This is a genomic window from Streptomyces sp. KMM 9044, assembly GCF_024701375.2.
Lineage (GTDB): Bacteria > Actinomycetota > Actinomycetes > Streptomycetales > Streptomycetaceae > Streptomyces.
The window spans coordinates 2,841,016-2,859,825 of the sequence record NZ_CP113910.1; the positions used below are offsets into that span (position 1 = coordinate 2,841,016).

Sequence of the window (18,810 nt, forward strand, 5' to 3'; positions counted from 1 at the left end):
CTGCCGGGGCGATTGTCAGTGGTAGGGCCTACCTTCGATGGCATGACTCAGCAGGGGGTGCGCTGGAGTGCGGACCAGGTGCTGGCCCTGGCACCCGACACCGCGTCGCGCAAGGCGGGAGGCAGGCTCGGCGTGGCCGGCCCGTGGTCCGGGGCCGGCCGTTCGGGCGAGGGGGCGGTGTGGGGGCTGTGCGAGGGCAGCGGCAGCAAGCCGTACCGGACGGTGGTCGACCTCGCGGACGGCTCCGGGCCCGCGTACAAGTGCAGTTGCCCGAGTCGTAAGTTCCCGTGCAAGCACGCGCTCGGTCTGCTGCTGCTCTGGGCGGGCGACGAAAGAGCGGTGCCCCCGGCGGAGGTGCCGGAGTGGGCCGGTCAGTGGATCGAGGGCAGACGCGGGCGTGCGGAGCAGAAGAGGGCCGCGGCCTCCCCGTCGGGTCCCTCGCCCGGGCCCGCGGATCCGGAGGCGGCCCGGCGCAGGGCGGAGCGGCGCGCCGAGCGGGTCACGGCGGGTGCGTCGGAACTGGAGCAGCGGCTGACGGACCTGCTCCGCGGCGGGCTGGTCATGGCGGAGCAGTCCGGGTACGGCCTGTGGGAGGAGACGGCGGCCCGGATGGTCGACGCACAGGCGCAGGGACTGGCCGCCAGGGTGCGCGAGCTGGGAGCGATCCCGGGCACGGGTCCGGGCTGGCCGGTGCGGCTGCTGGAGGAGTGCGCGCTGCTCCACCTCCTCGATCGGGGCTGGCTGCGCCGAGAGCGGCTGCCGGAAGGCCTGGCCGCGACAGTCCGCTCCCGCATCGGCCTGCCGGCCTCGGCGGACGGTCCGCCGGTGCGCGACCGCTGGCTGGTGCTCGCCCAGTACGACACGGCGGACGCGCGCCTGACGACCCGCCGGATCTGGCTGTACGGCACCCGGTCGGGGCGTACGTCGCTGCTCCTCTCCTACGGCGCCGCGGGGCGTACCCCCGAACCGGCGCTGCCGGTGGGGCTGCTTCTGGACGCGGAGCTGTCCGCCTATCCGGGCGCGGGGCAGGTCCGGGCGGCACTGGGCGAGCAGTTCGCGCCACCCGCCCCCACGGCCGAGCGGCCTCCCGGGACGACGACGGCCCTGGCCGCCACCCGGTACGGCGACGCGCTGTGCGACGATCCCTGGCTGGATGCGGTGCCGGTGACCCTGGACCGGGTCGTACCGGTTCCGGACGGCGACTCCTGGCAGCTCGCCGACGCCGACGCGGACTCGGCCCTGCCGCTCACGCCGGCCGCGCGTTCCCGTCCCGGCCTGTGGCGTCTCGTCGCCCTCTCGGGCGGAGCGCCGGTCAAGGTCTTCGGTGAGTGCGGCCACCGGGGATTCACTCCGCTGTCGGCCTGGCCGGAGGAGCCGGGCGGGGTGATCCCCCTGTGCTGACCCACCCACTGTTCCGCCCTCGCTCCCGGCGCTCTCTGCGCTCCCCGGGCATCGCGGTACACGCGGTACACGCGGTACACGCGAGCCTTTCCGGGCCGCTCCCGAACGTCCGACGGAAAGGAATGCGATGAGCAGGACCTCCACCGCCGCGACCCCGCCCGGCGGATCGGGCCCGCAGGCCTCGTCTCTCCCTGACGGCTGGGAGGACCTCGTCACCACCGCCCTGCTGGGCACCGACCGGCGCACTCCGGCGGGCTCCGCGTCCGGTGCGGACGCCCCGGCGGCCCTGCTGGACGCGGCGGCCGTGGCGACCGTACGGCGTCGGGCCGGGCTGCGCCCTGTCAGGGCGGCCGAGCGTCCCCGGCCTGCGCCCGAGGACCTGCGTCCCGAGCTGCCGCCCGCCGCCGCCCGCCGGCTGACGATGCTGCTCACCGACCGCTCCGGTGCGTCCGGCAGTGGCCGCCGGGGCGCTGCACCGGCTCTGATAGAGCTGTTGCCCCAGTGGCTCGCGGCTGCGAACGCCCATGGTTTCGCGGCTCCCCCACCGGCTCTGCCCGCGCTGCTCGACGCCGCGCGGGGGCGTACGGATCTGCGGTCGGCGGCCCTGCGGTTCGCGGGCCCGCGAGGCCTGTGGCTGGCCCGCCTCAACCCGGACTGGCGGTTCGCCCTGCGCTCGGCGCCGGGTGGGGGAACATCGCTGCCGGGGCCCGGGGACACGGGGAGAGTCCTGCGGCTCTGGCAGGAGGGCCTCTTCGCGGAGCGGGTCGCTCTGCTCTCCTCCCTGCGTTCCCGCGAGCCCGCCACCGCGCGCGAACTGCTCGCGACGACCTGGGCGACGGAGCGGGCCGAGGACCGGCTGATGTTCCTCGACTCGCTGCGCACCCGCCTCGGCCCGGACGACGAGCCGTTCCTGGAGCAGTCGCTCGCCGACCGCAGCCGCAATGTACGGGCGACGGCCGCCGAGCTGCTGTCGGCGCTGCCCGGCTCGGCCCTCGCGCAGCGCATGGCGGTCCGGGCCGGGGCGTGCGTGGCCGTCGACCACACCCGGGACGCGCCCCTGCTCACCGTCGAGGCGCCGCACGAGTGTGACGCGGGCATGGAGCGGGACGGCGTGGTGGCCAAGGCTCCCGCGGGCCGGGGCGAACGGTCCTGGTGGCTGGGGCAGTTGATGGAGGCGGCACCGCTGGGCACATGGCCGCGCCGACTCGGCGGGCGTACGCCGCCGCAGATCGTGGCCCTCCCGGTCGGGGACGACTGGCGGAGCGAGCTGCACGCGGCCTGGTGCCGTGCGGCGGTGCGCCAGCGGGATGCCGAGTGGGCTCAGGCCCTGCTCGGTGAGCCCTCCGCCGCGGAGGCGGGCGGCCCGGGGGCGGTGTCCCTGGCCGAGCGCGCCAAGCTGCTCGGCACGCTCGGTGCCGCCGAACGGGCCGGGTGGGTGGCGAGGTTCATCGGGACACACGGGTTGCCGGACGCGTTCCAACTGCTCGGTGTGTGCGCGGTGCCGTGGGCGCCGCCGCTCGGTCGGGCCGTGGTGGAGGCACTCAACATCGCCCGCGACGCGGGGAGTTACCCATGGAGTTTCAGCGGCGTCATGGGTCTGTCCGAGCGCTGCCTCGATCCCCTGGAGGCAAGCCACCTCGATGCGCTCCTGGCCGTACCGGACGAGCCGGAGGACGCCTCACCGGGTGCCGGTGGCTACTGGTCGGAGGCGTTCCAACGGCTGGTCACGACGCTGCGCCTGCGCGCCGCGATGCTGACGGAACTGGACCCGGCCGCCCGGCCCCCGGCACCCGCCCGGGCCTGACGCACTCCCGCGCCCACAGCGACCGGCCAACCCGCAGGACCGCACTCCGAAGCCGCCCGGCACGTACGACCCGGCCGACCCGGTGCGGCACCGCACCGTGCGGGCGGGGTGAGCGGCCGCGCAGGCCGGGCCCGGGGCAGACGTTACGCCTGCGCGGGCTGCCGTACGGTCGCACGGACCCAGTCCACGATCGACGCGGTCGTCGCCCCCGGGGTGAAGATCGCCGCGACACCCTTCTCCTTCAGGGGCGCGATGTCCGCCTCGGGGATGATCCCGCCGCCGAAGACCAGGATGTCCGCCGCGTCCCGCTCCTTGAGCAAGTCGATCACCGCCGCGAAGAGCGTGTTGTGCGCACCGGAGAGGATGGACAGGCCGATCGCGTCGGCGTCCTCCTGGATCGCGGTGTCGACGACCTGCTCGGGGGTCTGGTGAAGCCCGGTATAGATGACCTCCATACCGGCGTCACGCAGGGCCCGTGCGATCACCTTGGCCCCGCGATCATGGCCGTCGAGCCCCGGCTTGGCCACCACCACGCGGATCGGACCGGCTGCCACACCCATCACTGCCTCCATGAAGCGACTACATCCATCCGTACCGATACATACCGCACACTCGGTCGTTCCCGTACCCGTCACGGGTACCGCACACTCCGTCGCCCACTGCACCGACTGCGCCACCGCGGCATGGACGCCCCCGTCCGAAACGGCCGGGGAAGTGAACGAACGTTATCCCCAGCATCCCGCAACCGGCAGTTTCGCGGTGGGGACCGAGGGGGAAATCACACAGAGGAACATGTTCACCGCGCACTGTTCCAGGGCCTCCGGATCCGAACATCGCGCCCATGCACCACACGGGTATCAGTGGGAACATGCGCATAAGGGGTTCACGACGAGGCCGCCGTACACCACGGCCGCACCAAGCGCCTGCCGCGCGTGGCGTCGACCGCTTTCGCCGCGACGCCCCGTGAGGGCGCACGGGGGACAGAGCTGTCCTTCCGCGTGCCGACAGGAGGTCGGCCATGAAGGTAACGGAGGCAGCGCTTCCCTTTCTGCCGCTCTGCCGGCGCATCGCGCCGGGCAGGCGGGCGGTTCCCTCCACCGCCCTGCTGAAAGCCACCGCCCTGGAACTCGCGATCCTCGCGGGCCACGTCCTTCTTTATCCCGCAGGCATGGCCCAGGAGCGTCGGGAGGCGACCCTCGAACCCCCCGCACCGGACGGCACCGCAAAGCTGCCGACGGAGGCCCGGCCCCCGGTCGTGCTGCTGCACGGCTTCATCGACAACCGCTCGGTCTTCCTCCTGCTGCGCCGCAGCCTCGCCCAGCACGGCAGGCAGCGGATCGAGTCGCTCAACTACTCTCCACTGACCTGCGACATCCGCGTCGCGGCCGAACTACTGGGCCGGCACATAGAGGAAGTGTGCGAGCGCACCGGCAGCAGCCGCGTCGATGTCGTCGGACACAGCCTCGGAGGCCTGATCGGGCGGTACTACGTGCAGCGCCTGGGCGGTGACAGCCGGGTACGGACCCTGGTCACGCTCGGCACCCCGCATTCCGGCACCCGCGTCGCCCCCCTGGCCAACGCGCACCCGATCGTGCGCCAGATGCGCCCCGGTTCACCGGTGCTCGAGGAGCTGACCAGCCCCGCACCCGGCTGCCGTACGCACTTCGTCGCCTTCTGGAGCGATCTCGACCACATCATGGACCCGCCGGAGGCGGCCCGCATCGAGCACCAGGACCTTCTCGCGCAGAACATACGGGTGAGCGGCGTCGGCCACCTCGCCCTGCCCGTGCACCCCGCCGTGGCCGGCGGCATACGGCAGGCACTGAACACGGCGCACCCGGGAGAACCGTCCACGGCCGCGCGGCGGACGGCCTGACGGCGGCCCGGCCCCGCCCCCTCGCCCCCCGCGGCCTTCCCCCCTGCCCGACACGCCCGGATCATCCACCCCTGGGCAACTGCGGCGGCATTGTTCGCTCACCCGAACAACAGCCGCCCCACCCGGCCGACTTGGCGACGTGAACTCAACAAATTTCGAACAAATCTCGAACACAAAGCCAAGACCGCGTCTACCCGTCGCCAAAACACAACCGAATGCCCGTTTCCTGCGCGCGTGAAACCTGCGGAAGATTGTCGCGCCCGCGTACCGCCGGGTACAGTCGCCGCACTGCTCTGGCAGCCCCTGTTGTCGAGGCGAAAGAGAAGTTGGTGAACGACCGTCACCCGTCGGGGACCATGGCCCCGGCCCCGGCTTCCGACACCTCGTCGGCGCACTACGCGTCGTACGGCACTCCGGAAGCCCAGTACGGCGACTTCACCATGTACGACGGCCATGACGCCACCGGTTTCGACCCCACGGGCCCGGGAGCCGGGGGCCACGCCACCACGGCCTTCGCCGCCGACCCCCTCTTCGGTGACCTTCCGGGCAACGGTCACGACCAAGCGGCGTACGCCACCGGAAACGTCACCGGGACCTGGTCCGCCGTCGGCCACGACACCGCGCACTACGACGCGTACGCAGCCCAGCAGCAGGCCGGCTACGACACCGGCGGCTACGACGCGACCGCATGGACCACCGGACAGCAGCAGAGACCGGAGGCGCCGCAGCAGTCCACGGCCTCCGACGCGAGCGGCCAGTGGGACTCCGGCGCATGGCTCCAGGCCGACCAGAGCACCGCCGATCCGACCCAGCAGTGGTACTGGGGCACCCAGACCTTCAACACCGGCGCCCACGACGCCACACAGTGGAACTCCGACGGCAGCACGGCCACACCGGCCCCCGAGGCCTATGCGGACCCCTACGAACACCAGGCCGTGCCCTTCGACCAGCAGGCCACGGCCACGTTCGAGCAGCACCCCGATCCGCAGACCTCCGACTCCTCCGCCTTCGGTTCCCAGGCCCCCGCCCAGGAGTCGTACGAGGAGGAGCCCTACGGGCGGGACTCTCACGAGCGGGGCGTGTCCGAGAAGGGACACGACGATCCGTACGGGCCCACGCAGGACGCCTCGGGTGACATCGGTGAGCTACCTGCGGTGGCCCCGCTGCTCGACGGCCAGGAGGAGCTGACCCCGGTCACCCTGCCCTCACCGCGCTCGGCGTCGCGCACCGGGTCGCGTTCCCGCCGCCGTACCCCCGCCAAGCGTTCCGCGCTGCTGACGGTGGCCGTGCCCTCGGCGTGCGTGATGGGTGTCGCCGGTATCGCGGCGGCCTCGGTCGGCGATCTGGCGGAAGAAAGCGGTGGCCAGGAGACCAGGACGACCGCCGCGGACGCACAGCCGGTACAGCCCGCCGTGGCCAACAACCAGCTCGACGCCCAGCTCGAGAGTCTTTCCGCCGGGGCGGACGACTTCGCCGACCGGGCGAGCCGTACCCAGGAACGCATCGATCTGAAGGCACAGCAGGCGGCCGACCGCAAGGCGGCGGCTGAGGAGGCGGCACGCCAGGAACGGCTGCGTCCGAAGTTCGCGCTCCCCGTCGCCCAGCACGGCCTCAGCGCCTACTACGGCCAGTCCGGCATCAACTGGATGTCCCTGCACACCGGTATCGACTTCCCCGTCTCGTACGGCGCGACGGTGATGGCCGCGACCGACGGCACGGTCCGCACCCAGTACAACAGCGCCTACGGCAACATGATGATCGTGACAGCGATGGACGGCACGGAGACGTGGTACTGCCACCTCTCCAGCTACCAGGTCGCCTCCGGCACCACGGTGAAGGCCGGCGATCCGATCGCGTTCTCCGGCAACTCGGGCAACTCGACCGGCCCACACCTCCACTTCGAGGTCCGCCCGGCCGGCGGCTCGGCGATCGACCCGCTCGCGTGGTTCCGCAGCCACGGCCTCGAACCGTCGTAGAACCACCCCACCGTCGGTAGCACCGCCTGTGGCGAAACGGGCCGAGCGCCGTGGAGCCGACCGGCCCTCGCCCACCGTCTTTGACCGCTCCGTGGACTCTGCTGCTCAATTCAGGGGATGGTCACGCACCGCATCCGAGAGGGTCCGGGGCCGGACCGCCTCCTCGCGAGACCCGTTCCCTGCGCCCCGTCGACAGGCCGGCGTCACTCTCCGCAATTGAGCAACAGAGTCTCCGTGGACTCTGCTGCTCAATTCGGCGAGCGATCACGTGCCGTGCTTTCAGGGCTCGGCCGCGCCCGGCCTGCCTACATCTGCGACGCGCTCTGAAGGCCGTATCGGCACGGCGTCATCACGCCGGGTAATTGCGCAGCAGAGTCTCCGTGGCGGCGAAGGCTCCGGGCGTGCCGGGCTCCCGGTCACAGCTTCTCGACCGGCGCGTACCGCAGCAGCAGCCGCTTCGGCTTGGTGTCCCCGAAGTCGATCGTCGCCTCGGCGTTGCCGCCCGTGCCCTTCACCGCGACGACGGTGCCGAGCCCGAACTGGTCGTGCGTGACCCGGTCCCCGACCGTCAGCGACACCGTCGGCTTCTCGGCGGCCCGTCGTGTGGCGAAGCCGGACGCGCCCGACGCCGACGAGCGGGACCGGGACGACGACAGCGAGGCCGCCACTCCCGACGCCGGCCCAGAGGACATGGGCGCGGTCGCGCCCGTCCGCCTCCACTCCAGATGAGTGGCCGGGATCTCCTCCAGGAAACGCGAAGGCGGGTTGTACGACGGCTGCCCCCAGGCGCTGCGCAGCGCGGAACGCGTGAGATACAGCCGCTCACGCGCACGCGTGATGCCGACGTACGCCAGGCGCCGCTCCTCCTCCAGCTCCTTGGTCTCCCCGAGGGCACGCATGTGCGGGAAGACGCCGTCCTCCATGCCGGTCAGGAAGACGACCGGGAACTCCAGGCCCTTGGCGGTGTGCAGGGTCATCAGGGTGATGACTCCGGAGCCGCCCTCGTCCTCGTCGGGGATCTGGTCGGAGTCGGCGACCAGCGCGACCCGCTCCAGGAATTCGGCCAGCGTGCCTTGCTCTCCTTCGCCACGCTCCTGCTCGAACTCCAGAGCGACGGCGGCGAGTTCCTGGAGGTTCTCGATCCGGGTCTCGTCCTGCGGGTCGGTGGAGGCCTGCAGCTCGGCGAGGTAACCCGTTCGTTCGAGGACCGCCTCCAGGACGGTCGCCGGGCCCGCTCCGGACTCGACGACGGTCCGGAGGTCCTCCACCAGCGTGTTGAACCGCTTTACCGCGTTCGTGGAGCGCGCGGCCATGCCGTACGCCTCGTCGATGCGCTTCAGCGCCTGGGGAAAACTGATCTTCTCCCGCTGGGAGAGGGCGTCGACCATGGCCTCCGCGCGGTCGCCGATGCCCCGCTTGGGGACGTTGAGGATGCGGCGCAGCGGCACCGAGTCCTCGGGGTTGGCGAGCACCCGCAGGTAGGCCAGGACGTCCCGGACCTCCTTGCGCTCGTAGAAGCGGACACCGCCGACGACCTTGTAGGGCAGACCGACCCGGATGAAGATCTCTTCGAAGACACGGGACTGTGCGTTGGTGCGGTAGAAGACGGCGACGTCACCGGCCTTGGCCTCGCCCGCGTCCGTGAGGCGGTCTATCTCGTCGGAGACGAACTGGGCCTCGTCGTGCTCGGTGTCGGCGACGTACCCGGTGATCTGCGCGCCGCTGCCCGCGTTGGTCCACAGGTTCTTGGGGCGGCGGGACTCGTTGCGCTCGATGACGGCGTTGGCGGCGCTCAGGATCGTCTGCGTGGAGCGGTAGTTCTGCTCCAGCAGGATCGTCGTCGCGTTCGGGTAGTCCTCCTCGAACTGGAGGATGTTGCGGATCGTCGCGCCGCGGAAGGCGTAGATCGACTGGTCTGCGTCGCCCACCACGCACAGTTCGGCGGGCGGCAGCTCGCCCGCGCCCGACGGTACGTCGGCGGAGGACTCGGAGGTGCCGACCAGCTCGCGCACGAGGGCGTACTGGGCGTGGTTGGTGTCCTGGTACTCGTCCACGAGGACGTGCCGGAACCGGCGGCGGTAGTACTCGGCGACGTCCGGGAAGGCGCGGAGCAGGTTGACCGTGGTCATGATCAGGTCGTCGAAGTCGAGGGCGTTGGCCTCGCGCAGCCGCGACTGGTAGAGCGTGTAGGCCTGGGCGAGGGTCTTCTCGAAGCCGTCGCCCGCCCGTGCGGCGAAGTCCTCCTCGTCGATCAGTTCGTTCTTCAGGTTACTGATCTTGGCAGTGAAGGACTTGGGTGGGAAGCGCTTCGGGTCGAGGTCCAGGTCACGGCAGACCAGGGCCATCAGGCGCTTGGAATCCGCGGCGTCGTAGATGGAGAACGACGACGTGAAGCCGAGCTTCTTGCTCTCGCGGCGCAGGATGCGCACACAGGCGCTGTGGAACGTCATGACCCACATCGCGTTCGCGCGCGGGCCGACGAGCTGCTCGACGCGCTCCTTCATCTCACCGGCGGCCTTGTTGGTGAAGGTGATCGCGAGGATCTGGCCCGGGTGGACGCTCCGCGCGGCCAGCAGGTGCGCGATGCGGTGGGTGAGCACACGGGTCTTGCCGGAGCCGGCGCCGGCCACGATGAGCAGCGGGGAGCCGGAGTGCGCGACGGCGGCGCGCTGGTTGTCGTTCAGCCCTTCCAGAAGGGCTGCGGGGTCCAGCACCGGGCGCGGGGCGCCGTCGCGGTAGTGGGTGTCCCGGTCCGGCGGCACGTCGAACTTCCCGCCGAACAGATCGTCCGGAACCTGCTCCGGCACATGATCGTCCTCGGGTGGCGGCGGGGGTTCGTCCACGGGGCCGCGCCGGGCCTGGAGGTCCGCCAGGAAGCTGTCGTCAAAGAGGCTGCTCATCGCCCTCCGAGTCTAGGCCGCCCCACTGACAACCCGTGGCCACCCCGGGAACATCCCCGCATTCCGGCCCGTTCGCCAGCGGCTGACGCCGCCGCGCGCCCGGCGACCGGACGCGCACCCACCCTCCAGGACCACATCCTCACCCTGCGTGACGTGACGAAGAAGGTCACGAAAACGTATCGGGCATATCACCCGTCAACCTTCACACGAGGCACATGAGTTGGCTACGGTTCGAGCGGGCCGCGCGATCCCCACCGGCGAACCTCGCCGGGCGAGCGGCCTCCGCCGAGTCCGTCACTGTCGCCGCGGCAGCCGGAGCCGGGGCCCCACCGGGAACCCGGGGTAAATCGGCCGCTCCCTCCCCGGAGCAGCCGTAGGGCAGCCCTTCCGGTCTACCCCGCCCGCACCCCTCCCGAACCTCCGGGGCCGGCACGGCCCGGGAGCCCCTGCCGCTCCCCCGCGGCGGAACGTTGGAAGGAGTCGCCTCCCTTGGCGTCGCACCGCAAGTCGCGCACCCCGGGTACGCGCGTGGCCGGCATACGGACCCCCGCTCTCGCCACGGCGGCCCTCACCTCCGTCGCCCTCCTCTCCCAGACGGCCGACGCCGCTCCCTCGGACGACGACCGGCCGAGTCTGGAGGAGGTCGAGAAGAAGGTCGGCGACCTCTACCGCCAGGCGGAGTCGGCGACCGAGAAGTACAACGGGGCCAAGGAGAGGGCCGCGAAGCAGCGCAAGCGCGTCGACACGCTTCTCGACGACGTGGCCAAGAGCACCCAGACGCTCAACGAGGCGCGGGAGGAACTGGGTTCCTTCGCCTCGGCCCAGTACCGGACCGGTGCCGGTGTCCCCGACACGGCGACCTTCCTCCTCGCGGACTCACCGCAGGACTTCTTCGACCAGAACCAGTTGCTGGACCGGATGACCGGCCGCCAGAAGGAAGCGGTCGACGACTACGTCACCCAGCAGTCCGAGACGATGGAGAAGCGCAAGGAGGCCACCGAGAGCCTCGAGACGCTCACCGAGTCGCAGGAGGCCCTGAAGACCGCCAAGGCGACCGTCCAGAAGAAGCTCAGCACCGCGCGTGGGCTGATGTCGAAGCTGACCGCCGAGGAGAAGGCGCGGCTCGCGGCGATCGAGGAGAAGAAGCAGGAAGAGGCCGCCCGCAAGGCCGCCGAACTCGCCCAGCAGCAGAAGGCCGAGGAGGAGGCACGGCAGCAGGAGGCGGCGAGCGGCGCCTCGGGCGCGTCGGGCTCCTCCGGCTCCACGATGACCACGCCGTCGGCCTCGACGGACTCCTCGTACGCGGCCAAGGCGGAGAAGGCGCTCACCTTCGCCCGCGCACAGATCGGCAAGCCCTACGTCTGGGGCGCCACCGGTCCCGGCTCCTACGACTGCTCGGGCCTGACCCAGGGCGCGTGGAAGGCCGCGGGCGTCTCCCTGCCCCGCACCACCTACGACCAGGTCGAGGCCGGGGCCACGGTCCCGGTGTCCCAGGCCCAGCCCGGTGACCTCGTCTTCTTCTACGACGACATCACCCATGTGGGCATCTACATCGGCAACGGCATGATGATCCACGCCCCGAAGCCCGGCACCTACGTCCGCGAGGAGTCGGTCTTCTACGACGGCGAGTCGTCGATCCACAGCGTGGTCCGCCCGGCCTGACCCACTGCAGGGCCACTCTGGACCTGCCGGATTCCCAACGGTCTGTCGTCGGCTTGTCGTCCGCGACAGACCGCTGGGAATCGCTCCGCCGAGTGGCTCTCGGCCGCTCACAGCATTCTTGCGCTCCCCGGGCGTATGGGACGGCGCGGTCCGTGGGCGGTCTCGGCCGGGATCACCTTCTGCGTCTCTTCGATTACGTATGTCGGGGGTGGCGGTGTCGCACGTCCCGGTTCAAGAGCCAGGGGAAGCAAGGACTGGCTCCGAACCCGAGAACGGGCAGTAGATGTCTTCGGAGGCAGTCCGAGGGCCTCCGCGTTCGAATTGGCCACGAGCTGCGGCAGCACCGTTGGCTGGGCACTCAGTGGCGGTACGCGGCTGTCGCGATCTCGATGAATGATCGGATCAACGGGTTGGTGTCACCCTCGTTCCACACCACCACTCGGCTCGGCGCCATGTCGATCAGCGGCACCACGGCCAGCTCTGGGGGCAGGTCGTGCCCGAGCGGGGGCCAGGCCGACCGTGCCGTTCCACAGCACGGCCTGCAGGCGTTCCTGGACGCCGCGCACCACCGGGCCCTCGCGCGGCTCGCCGCCGTTCCAGTACGACTGCCGGATCGGGTCGGTTCCCTGCGGGAACTGGAACCAGCGGCGTTCCCCCAGGTCGGCCAGCTGCAGTCGGCCGCGGCGGGCCAGCGGATCGTCGGTGCGCAGGACCACACCCACCGGATCGGTACGCAGCTCACGCGCCGTCAGGGCGGTCTCGTCGAACGGCGCCCGGGTCAGGGCGCCGTCGACCAGCCCGGCGCGCAGCCCACAGGTCGGGTCGGTCAGGTCGGTGTCGCGGATGCGGATGTCGATGCCGGGGTGGCTTCGACGGTAAGCCGCGGCCAGCCTGGTCGCTCCCGGGTCAGTGCTGTCGCCCAGGATACCGACGGCGATGGTCGCGACGCCGGCCGCCGCGGTCACGCGTATGCGGACGCGGTCCGCCTGGTCGAGCAGGGCCCGCGCCTCATCGAGCAGTACTGCGCCCACTGGGGTGAGCGTGACGCCGACAGGCGAGCGTGCGAACAAAAGGGCACCGACCTCGGTCTCCCACTGCTTGATCGCCCGGCTCAGCGGCGGCTGGCTCATGTGTAGTCGAATGGCGGCCCGGCCGAAGTGGAGTTCCTCAGCAACCGCCACGAAGTAGCGCAGGGTACGTAACTCCACGCTGTAACGATACCTAGGAGGTATCGGCGCTGCGGAATGGGTCCTGGACAGTCACAGGGCTCTGGCGGTGCACTCGGAGCGTGACCGAAGAAGCGAGGACCAGCGCACCGCAGGCCGACCCCGCCGTATCGGTGGTCGGTGGTCCCGACGGCGGCGAGACGATCGTCATGGGCAACACACGCATGCGCGTCCTCGAAGACGGCAGCCGTACCGGGCACCGCATCGGAATCGCCGAGTCCGTCCTCGCCCCGTACACCCCCGTACACCCCCGGCCCGCCGCAGCACCGCCACGCCCAGCACGACGAGGGCTTCTGCATCGTCTCCGGCACGGTGCGGTTCACCGTCGGGGACAAGGACCACGACGCCACCACGGGCACGCTCGTGATGGTCCCGCCCGGCGCCCCACCCATCCCGGACTGCTCGCCCTCTTCTGCCTCTACGCAGGCGTGATGAAAGTTTTCCGTGGCCGAGATCAACTCCGCCCGATGATGGCCTGGGTCGATCGCGTACCCCTGCCCGCCGTCAAGGCACTGGGAACGGTCGAAATACTCGGTGCGACCGGGCTGATCCTGCCGGCCCCTGACCGGCATCGCACCCTGGCTGGCACTGGCCGCGGCCATCGGGGTCGGGCTCCTGCAGATCGGTGCGATCGCCGTCCACCTGACCGGCGAAGACCGCCAGATCACACTCAACGCCGGGCTCATCGCCACTGCGGCCGTGATCATCTGGCTGGCCACCACCTGGCTGTGATCGAGCACAGTTCTCGACCGGTGGATGCGACTGCGGGCCAGCCGCCCCACGGCCGCTGTCATTTCTCATGAATATCGAGAAGTCACGACGAATGCGCAGCTCACGAGGGTAACGCCGGACAAAGGTGGCGAGAACCCACACCACGGATGCGGTGGCGTCGGCGCGGGCCGTGATCACGCCCGGCCCCGCGCCGGCCGCCGTCAGGTCCAGAGCACGGCGATGAAGATGTTCGCCGTGGTCAGCAGACCGACCAGGCCGAACAGGCCCTTGTCCACCTTCTCGTCGTCCCGCTTCACGTAGACCAGGCCGAGGACGACGATCAGCAGGGCGAGCTTGACGCCGATCTTGATGTTGTCGACGGAATAGTCCTGCGCTTGGTTCAGCCCGGTCAGGACCACACCGGTGACCAGCATCGTCACCGCACCGTGCAGCATCGCCGGAACGAACCGGGCGGTGCCCTGGCCCATGGCCTTCATCTGAGTGAGGAACCCGCCGAGCAGCGCCGCGATGCCGATGACGTGCAGCCCGACGAAGAGGTGGATGAGTACGTCCATGAGGCCGAAGCCTAGGGGAAGAGGACGTATACGCTCAGCGGGTAATCACACTAGACGCCGTGCCGTCGCCCAGCGGGTCAGTTCGTGGCGGTTGGAGAGCTGGAGCTTTCTGAGGACCGCCGAGACATGGGACTCGACCGTCTTCACGGAGATGAAGAGCTGTTTGGCGATCTCCTTGTACGCGTAGCCCCGGGCGATCAGCCGCAGTACTTCGCGCTCGCGCTGGGTAAGGCGGTCGAGGTCCTCGTCGGCCGGCGGGGCGTCGGTCGAGGCGAAGGCGTCGAGGACGAAGCCGGCCAGGCGGGGTGAAAAGACGGCGTCGCCCTCCTGGACCCGGAAGATCGAGTCGACCAGGTCGGTCCCGGTGATCGTCTTCGTGACGTACCCGCGGGCACCGCCCCGGATCACGCCGATCACGTCCTCCGCCGCGTCCGAGACGGACAGCGCCAGGAAGCGGACCGGCTGCTCGGTGTCGCCCATCAACGGGGCGCAGCGGCGGAGCACTTCCACGCCACCACCACCGGGCAGGTGCACGTCGAGGAGCACGACCTCGGGCCGGGTCGTGGTGACGACCGTGACCGCCTGGTCGACGTCCGCGGCCTCGCCGACCACTTCGACACCGGTCTGTTCGGTCTGTCCGATCTCGGCCTGGACGCCCGTGCGGAACATGCGGTGGTCGTCGACGAGGACGACGCGCACACGACGTCCGGCACCGTCGACCGGTCCCGCCGTTCCGTTCGTTCCGTTCGTCCCGGTCGGCCCGTTCGGCTCGCTCATGACGTCTCCTCCGCCCTCTCCATCTCCAGCTCGACCTCCGTGCCGCCGTCCGGCACCGCGCGCAGTCGCACCGTGCCGCCGTTGCGCTCCATGCGGCCGATGATCGATTCTCTGACACCCATGCGGTCGGCGGGTATCGAGTCGAGGTCGAAGCCGGGGCCGCGGTCCCGGACGGACACGAAGACCGTCCTTCCCTCGACTTCGGCGTAGACCTGTACGGCACCCCCCTCGCCACCGTACTTGGCCGCGTTCACCATAGCCTCGCGCGCGGCCTGCATCTGCGGGCCGGTCCTCTCGTCGAGCGGGCAGTCGCCGACAACGACGACTTCGATGGGGACACCGTGCTTGTCCTCCACCTCCGCGGCATTGCGCCGTACGGCGTCGGCCAGGGTGGTGGGCTCGTCGGCCTCGTCCTTGCCGGTGCCCTCGGGTCTGTAGAGCCAGGTGCGCAGGTCGCGCTCCTGGGCGCGGGCGAGCCGGCGCACCTCGCCCGGACTGTCGGCGTTGCGCTGGATCAGGGTGAGGGTGTGCAGCACCGAGTCGTGGACGTGGGCGGCGACCTCGGCGCGTTCCTGGGCGCGGATGCGCATCAGCCGTTCCTCGGAGAGGTCCTGGGTCATGCGCACGAGGTAGGGACCAGCGAGGAGCGTGATCCCGATGAGGACCGCGAGGGCCGCCTGGAGCACCGAGGCGAGATGGGCGCCTGAGCCCCGGAGCACGAAGATGCCCGACACACCGGCCGTCACCAGCAGGACGCCGGCACCGGCCCGCAGCAGGGTGACCGTGCGGCGGCGGCTGCCGACCTCGGCCCAGCGGGCCCGGCGCGCATTGTCCGCCTGCCTCCACACGAGGGCGACGCCCGCGCCGACCAGCACGGTTGGCCAGAGGTAGACCCTGGCGTCGTTGGACAGGTCCACGTTGCCGACGAAGACCATGGCCACGACGACCATGAGGAGCAGGGCGACGATCTGGCCCTTGTCCGGTCTGCGGGTGACGAGTCTGCGCCGGCCGTCCGGCGAGCTCTCGGTCGCGACCAGGGTGGGCGGCTTCTGCGCGTCCACGCCGCCGACCCCCAGCGGCACGAAGAACCAGAAGGCGGCATACAGCAGGGCCCCGAGACCGTCGGCCATGAACAGGCCGACGAAGACGAGCCGTACCCAGATCACGGGCAGCCCGAGGTGTCCGGCGAGCCCCCGCGCCACACCACCGAGCCAGCGTCCGTCACTGCTGCGGTAGAGCCTGCGCGGCGGCCGCGGCTCGGCGAGGGGCGCTGCTGCGGCTTCCGACATGCCAATGATGGTCACACGGCCCCTGGTTCCGGGGCATCAGGGTCGGTCCCCGGAGACTCCCCTGATCTCCGGGGACCTCCGAGCGGCCGGGGCCGGCCTCCCGAGCACTCCCCCGGCCACCCCTCAGGGCCGATATCAGGGTCCGGCCAGGGTCGTCCCGACTGCCGTCGCGGCGGCTCGCCCTTCACCATGGACTCATGACAGATCACCAGCACGCCGCGACGGGTCCGGGACCCGGCTCCGGCCCGCGCCGCCCTCCCGAGGGCGCCGGGCCGCGGGAGGGCGCACCTGCCGCAGGCGCGGCAGGCGGTACGGCGGCCGGGGGGACCGCCTCCGCCGGAGCTTCGCACCCTCCCGGCGAGGCGCCCTTGCCCGAGCCGCCGCATCGTTTCCGGCGTGACCGCCGGCACCAGATGCTCGGCGGAGTGTGCTCCGGGCTCGGCCGGCAGTGCGACATGGACCCGGTGATCTTCCGCATCACGCTGGCGGTGCTCTCCGCCACCGGCGGTGTCGGCCTCATCTTCTACGGCTTCGCCTGGCTCCTCGTCCCGTGCGAGGGCGAGGAGGAGAACGAGATCCGCAGACTGCTGACCGGCAGGGTCGACGGCCAGACGCTGGCGGCCATACTTTTCGCGCTCGTCGGTTGCGGTGTCTTCCTCACCATGCTGAACAACGGCGGGGTGCTGAGCTTCGCCGTGATGCTCTCCCTGCTGCTCGCCGGTGCCGGGTACTGGTCGCGGCGGCGCGGTACCCCCAGCCCCGACCCCCTCGCCGCCCAGGCCGCGGCCGATGCCCCGCCGGAGCCCCAGGCGCCGCCGGTTCCCGCCGCGTTCTCCTCGTGGTGGCGCGACCCCATCGTGAAGGACGGTACGCACATCGGCGGCACGGGCTACCTGTGGGGCCCCCGGGACTCCCGGGACCTGGACATCGCCTCCGCGATCGACGTCAGACTCGCCCCCCACTCCTCCGCTCGCGACGGCGCGCCCGCCCCCCGCCGACCGGCGAAGCCACGCGGCCCCCACTGGATCGGGGGCTGGATCTTCCTGCTCGCCCTGCTCACGGCCGGCCTGGGCGCGGGCCTGACCTGGGCGGAGCAGCCGCTCGGCACCAGCCTGCAGACCGGTCTCGCATGTGCGCTCGCCGTCTTCGGGATCGGCCTGGCGGTCAGTGCCTTCCTGGGCCGCACCGGAGTGGGGTCGATCATGCTGGCGGTCATCACCGCAGGGCTGCTCGCCGCGTCCTCGGCCATCCCCGAGGATGTCGGCACCGAGTGGATGCGCACGACCTGGGAGCCCGCGTCGGCCGCCCAGATACGCCCGGTCTACGACCTGGGCACGGGCACCGGCACCCTGGACCTGTCCAAGGCACGGGTACCCGAGGGAGAGACCGTGTCCACGCGGGCGAATGTCGGCGTGGGCCGCGCCCACGTGATTGTCCCCGAGGGCACGACCGTGAAGCTCAGCATCAACGTGGGAGTGGGTGACATTCAACTGCCCGGCGACAAGCAGAAGGACGTGGACGTGGCGCCGGGCAAGCACGAGGAAGTGACCCTGCGGCCTCCCTCGGGCGTCAGAAGGACGGGGACACTCGACCTGGACGTCCACGTCGGTGCGGGACAGGTGGAGGTGAGCCGTGCTACGTCATGAGTTCCAGCCCGGCAGACTGGTCACCGGCCTCTTCCTGACCCTCGCCGCCGTGCTCTACGCAGGCGACGCGGGCGGCGCGTGGGAGACACCGTGGTTCGTCGTGATTCCCGTCGTCACGGGCGGTCTGTGCCTGGCCGGGGCAGTGGCCGCCGTGACGGCGCTGATACGCCGGCACAAACGCTCAGGTACCCGGGAGACCCACGCGAAGTCACCGGCCTGACGAGTCGACTCGGCAAGGCGGCCTGGGGGCGCGGCTCGAGGAGACAACCAGGCGCGAGTGACTTGGCCGATGGGAGGGGCGGATCCACCCGGACGAGGGCAGATCCGCCCCGCGGAAAGCGGGACCCTACCGGTAGCCCCCCGCACCCTGTCGCCGTCGCGACCGGAGTACGGCGTCCACGGAGAAGAGGGGAGCGCCTGCCAGCAGCAGCGGAGTCCAGGCCATGAGGTAAGGGAGGTCGTTGCCGTAGTAGTAGGGCTCGGCGGCCCAGCTCACAGTCAGCCAGAGGCTGAGGGAGATCAGCACACCGCCGAGGGCGGCCACCCGGGTGAGCAGGCCCATCAGGATTCCGATCCCGACGGCCAACTCGCCGAAGGCCATGGCGTAGCCGAAGGCGACGGGGCTCTCCAGGGACATGTCGACCAGTGCGGGAATGGCCGAGGAGTCGCGGACGGCCCGCATCATGTCACCGATCGACCCGGCCCCGGCGTCCTTCATGAACGCGCTGTCGGTGAGTTTGTCGATGCCCGCGTAGCTGAAGGTGACGCCCAGAAAGATCCGCAGAGGAAGGAGTGCGTACCGCGTGGCGGTGTCCCGCCATCCCCTGTCGCCATCGAGTGGGGGGCCGTAAGTATCCGCTCGCATACCGTGAGTCATCGCCGTCTGTCGCCTCTCGCCACCGTACCGAGCCCCCTCAACAGAGCATACGTACGACAATTAACACGGGATCAATCCCAGGCAGCCCGG

The 18,810-nt window shown here is 71.0% G+C and carries 12 protein-coding genes and 4 pseudogenes; 9 read left to right on the forward strand and 7 right to left on the reverse strand.

Translation table 11 applies throughout. The features are described 5' to 3' along the window. Positions 1-42: 42 nt before the first annotated feature. Together HUV60_RS12565 and HUV60_RS12570 are read left to right on the forward strand one after the other, a co-directional pair. The gene (locus tag HUV60_RS12565; protein ID WP_257851171.1) at positions 43-1,401 is read left to right on the forward strand and encodes an SWIM zinc finger family protein; all 1,359 of its coding nucleotides are present in this window, start codon (positions 43-45) and stop codon (positions 1,399-1,401) included. A gap of 127 nt (positions 1,402-1,528) precedes the next feature. Further along, positions 1,529-3,205 (forward strand): DUF5691 domain-containing protein, encoded by a 1,677-nt coding sequence (locus HUV60_RS12570; RefSeq protein ID WP_257851170.1) that lies wholly within the window; start codon positions 1,529-1,531, stop codon positions 3,203-3,205. A gap of 143 nt (positions 3,206-3,348) precedes the next feature. Here HUV60_RS12570 and HUV60_RS12575 read toward each other — a convergent pair whose 3' ends face one another. Further along, the gene (locus HUV60_RS12575) at positions 3,349-3,765 is read right to left on the reverse strand and encodes a cobalamin B12-binding domain-containing protein (RefSeq protein WP_257851761.1); all 417 of its coding nucleotides are present in this window, start codon (positions 3,763-3,765) and stop codon (positions 3,349-3,351) included. 458 nt (positions 3,766-4,223) lie between these two features. Between HUV60_RS12575 and HUV60_RS12580 the strand changes: the two are divergent. Both HUV60_RS12580 and HUV60_RS12585 read left to right on the forward strand, forming a co-directional pair. After that, positions 4,224-5,089, forward strand: a pseudogene (locus HUV60_RS12580) (esterase/lipase family protein); the annotation flags it as partial. 321 nt (positions 5,090-5,410) lie between these two features. Next, positions 5,411-7,057, forward strand: coding sequence for a peptidoglycan DD-metalloendopeptidase family protein (locus HUV60_RS12585; protein ID WP_443047278.1), 1,647 nt, complete (start codon positions 5,411-5,413; stop codon positions 7,055-7,057). 416 nt (positions 7,058-7,473) lie between these two features. Here HUV60_RS12585 and pcrA read toward each other — a convergent pair whose 3' ends face one another. After that, positions 7,474-9,957, reverse strand: a complete 2,484-nt coding sequence (gene pcrA / locus HUV60_RS12590; RefSeq protein ID WP_257851167.1) for a DNA helicase PcrA — start codon at positions 9,955-9,957, stop codon at positions 7,474-7,476. 489 nt (positions 9,958-10,446) lie between these two features. Between pcrA and HUV60_RS12595 the strand changes: the two genes are divergently transcribed. After that, positions 10,447-11,619, forward strand: a complete 1,173-nt coding sequence (locus HUV60_RS12595; RefSeq protein ID WP_257851166.1) for a C40 family peptidase — start codon at positions 10,447-10,449, stop codon at positions 11,617-11,619. A gap of 358 nt (positions 11,620-11,977) precedes the next feature. Here HUV60_RS12595 and HUV60_RS12600 read toward each other — a convergent pair. Continuing rightward, a pseudogene (locus HUV60_RS12600) lies at positions 11,978-12,812 on the reverse strand (LysR family transcriptional regulator). A 182-nt stretch (positions 12,813-12,994) separates the two neighbouring features. On the opposite strand from HUV60_RS12600, the pseudogene HUV60_RS12605 reads away from it, so the two are divergent. Then, positions 12,995-13,232: pseudogene (locus tag HUV60_RS12605) on the forward strand (cupin domain-containing protein); the annotation flags it as partial. An 11-nt stretch (positions 13,233-13,243) separates the two neighbouring features. Beyond that, positions 13,244-13,577 (forward strand): annotated as a pseudogene (locus HUV60_RS12610) (DoxX family protein). A 200-nt stretch (positions 13,578-13,777) separates the two neighbouring features. Here HUV60_RS12610 and HUV60_RS12615 read toward each other — a convergent pair. From HUV60_RS12615 to HUV60_RS12625, 3 genes are read right to left on the reverse strand one after another with little or no spacing between them, the layout of a single operon-like run. Beyond that, positions 13,778-14,131 carry a hypothetical protein gene (locus tag HUV60_RS12615; RefSeq protein WP_257851165.1) on the reverse strand — a complete coding sequence of 118 codons (354 nt, stop codon included), beginning with the start codon at positions 14,129-14,131 and terminating at the stop codon, positions 13,778-13,780. A 45-nt stretch (positions 14,132-14,176) separates the two neighbouring features. Beyond that, on the reverse strand, positions 14,177-14,908 hold the full coding sequence (locus tag HUV60_RS12620; protein WP_269441179.1) for a LuxR C-terminal-related transcriptional regulator: 732 nt from the start codon (positions 14,906-14,908) through the stop codon (positions 14,177-14,179). Next, a complete protein-coding gene (locus HUV60_RS12625) occupies positions 14,905-16,197 on the reverse strand; it encodes an ATP-binding protein (protein ID WP_257851164.1) in 1,293 nt (430 codons plus the stop codon). Before HUV60_RS12625 ends, HUV60_RS12620 begins: the two co-directional genes overlap by 4 nt. Before the next feature lie 197 nt (positions 16,198-16,394). On the opposite strand from HUV60_RS12625, the gene HUV60_RS12630 reads away from it, so the two are divergent. Then, positions 16,395-17,843, forward strand: a complete 1,449-nt coding sequence (locus tag HUV60_RS12630) for a PspC domain-containing protein (RefSeq protein WP_257851163.1) — start codon at positions 16,395-16,397, stop codon at positions 17,841-17,843. Beyond that, entirely contained in the window at positions 17,830-18,063 is a 234-nt protein-coding gene (locus HUV60_RS12635; RefSeq protein ID WP_257851162.1) for a hypothetical protein, read from the forward strand. The genes HUV60_RS12630 and HUV60_RS12635 overlap by 14 nt, the downstream gene beginning before the upstream one ends. A gap of 126 nt (positions 18,064-18,189) precedes the next feature. Here HUV60_RS12635 and HUV60_RS12640 read toward each other — a convergent pair whose 3' ends face one another. Further along, entirely contained in the window at positions 18,190-18,708 is a 519-nt protein-coding gene (locus HUV60_RS12640; protein ID WP_443047279.1) for a DoxX family protein, read from the reverse strand. Positions 18,709-18,810: the final 102 nt, after the last annotated feature.

Coding starts and splice junctions, on each gene's coding strand:
- HUV60_RS12575 (WP_257851761.1), bottom strand. CDS start 3,765: ATGGGTGTGGCAGCCGGTCCGATCCGCGTGGTGGTGGCCAAGCCGGGG.
- HUV60_RS12615 (WP_257851165.1), bottom strand. CDS start 14,131: ATGGACGTACTCATCCACCTCTTCGTCGGGCTGCACGTCATCGGCATC.
- HUV60_RS12640 (WP_443047279.1), bottom strand. CDS start 18,708: ATGCGAGCGGATACTTACGGCCCCCCACTCGATGGCGACAGGGGATGG.
- HUV60_RS12625 (WP_257851164.1), bottom strand. CDS start 16,197: ATGTCGGAAGCCGCAGCAGCGCCCCTCGCCGAGCCGCGGCCGCCGCGC.
- pcrA (WP_257851167.1), bottom strand. CDS start 9,957: ATGAGCAGCCTCTTTGACGACAGCTTCCTGGCGGACCTCCAGGCCCGG.
- HUV60_RS12630 (WP_257851163.1), top strand. CDS start 16,395: ATGACAGATCACCAGCACGCCGCGACGGGTCCGGGACCCGGCTCCGGC.
- HUV60_RS12565 (WP_257851171.1), top strand. CDS start 43: ATGACTCAGCAGGGGGTGCGCTGGAGTGCGGACCAGGTGCTGGCCCTG.
- HUV60_RS12620 (WP_269441179.1), bottom strand. CDS start 14,908: ATGAGCGAGCCGAACGGGCCGACCGGGACGAACGGAACGAACGGAACG.
- HUV60_RS12570 (WP_257851170.1), top strand. CDS start 1,529: ATGAGCAGGACCTCCACCGCCGCGACCCCGCCCGGCGGATCGGGCCCG.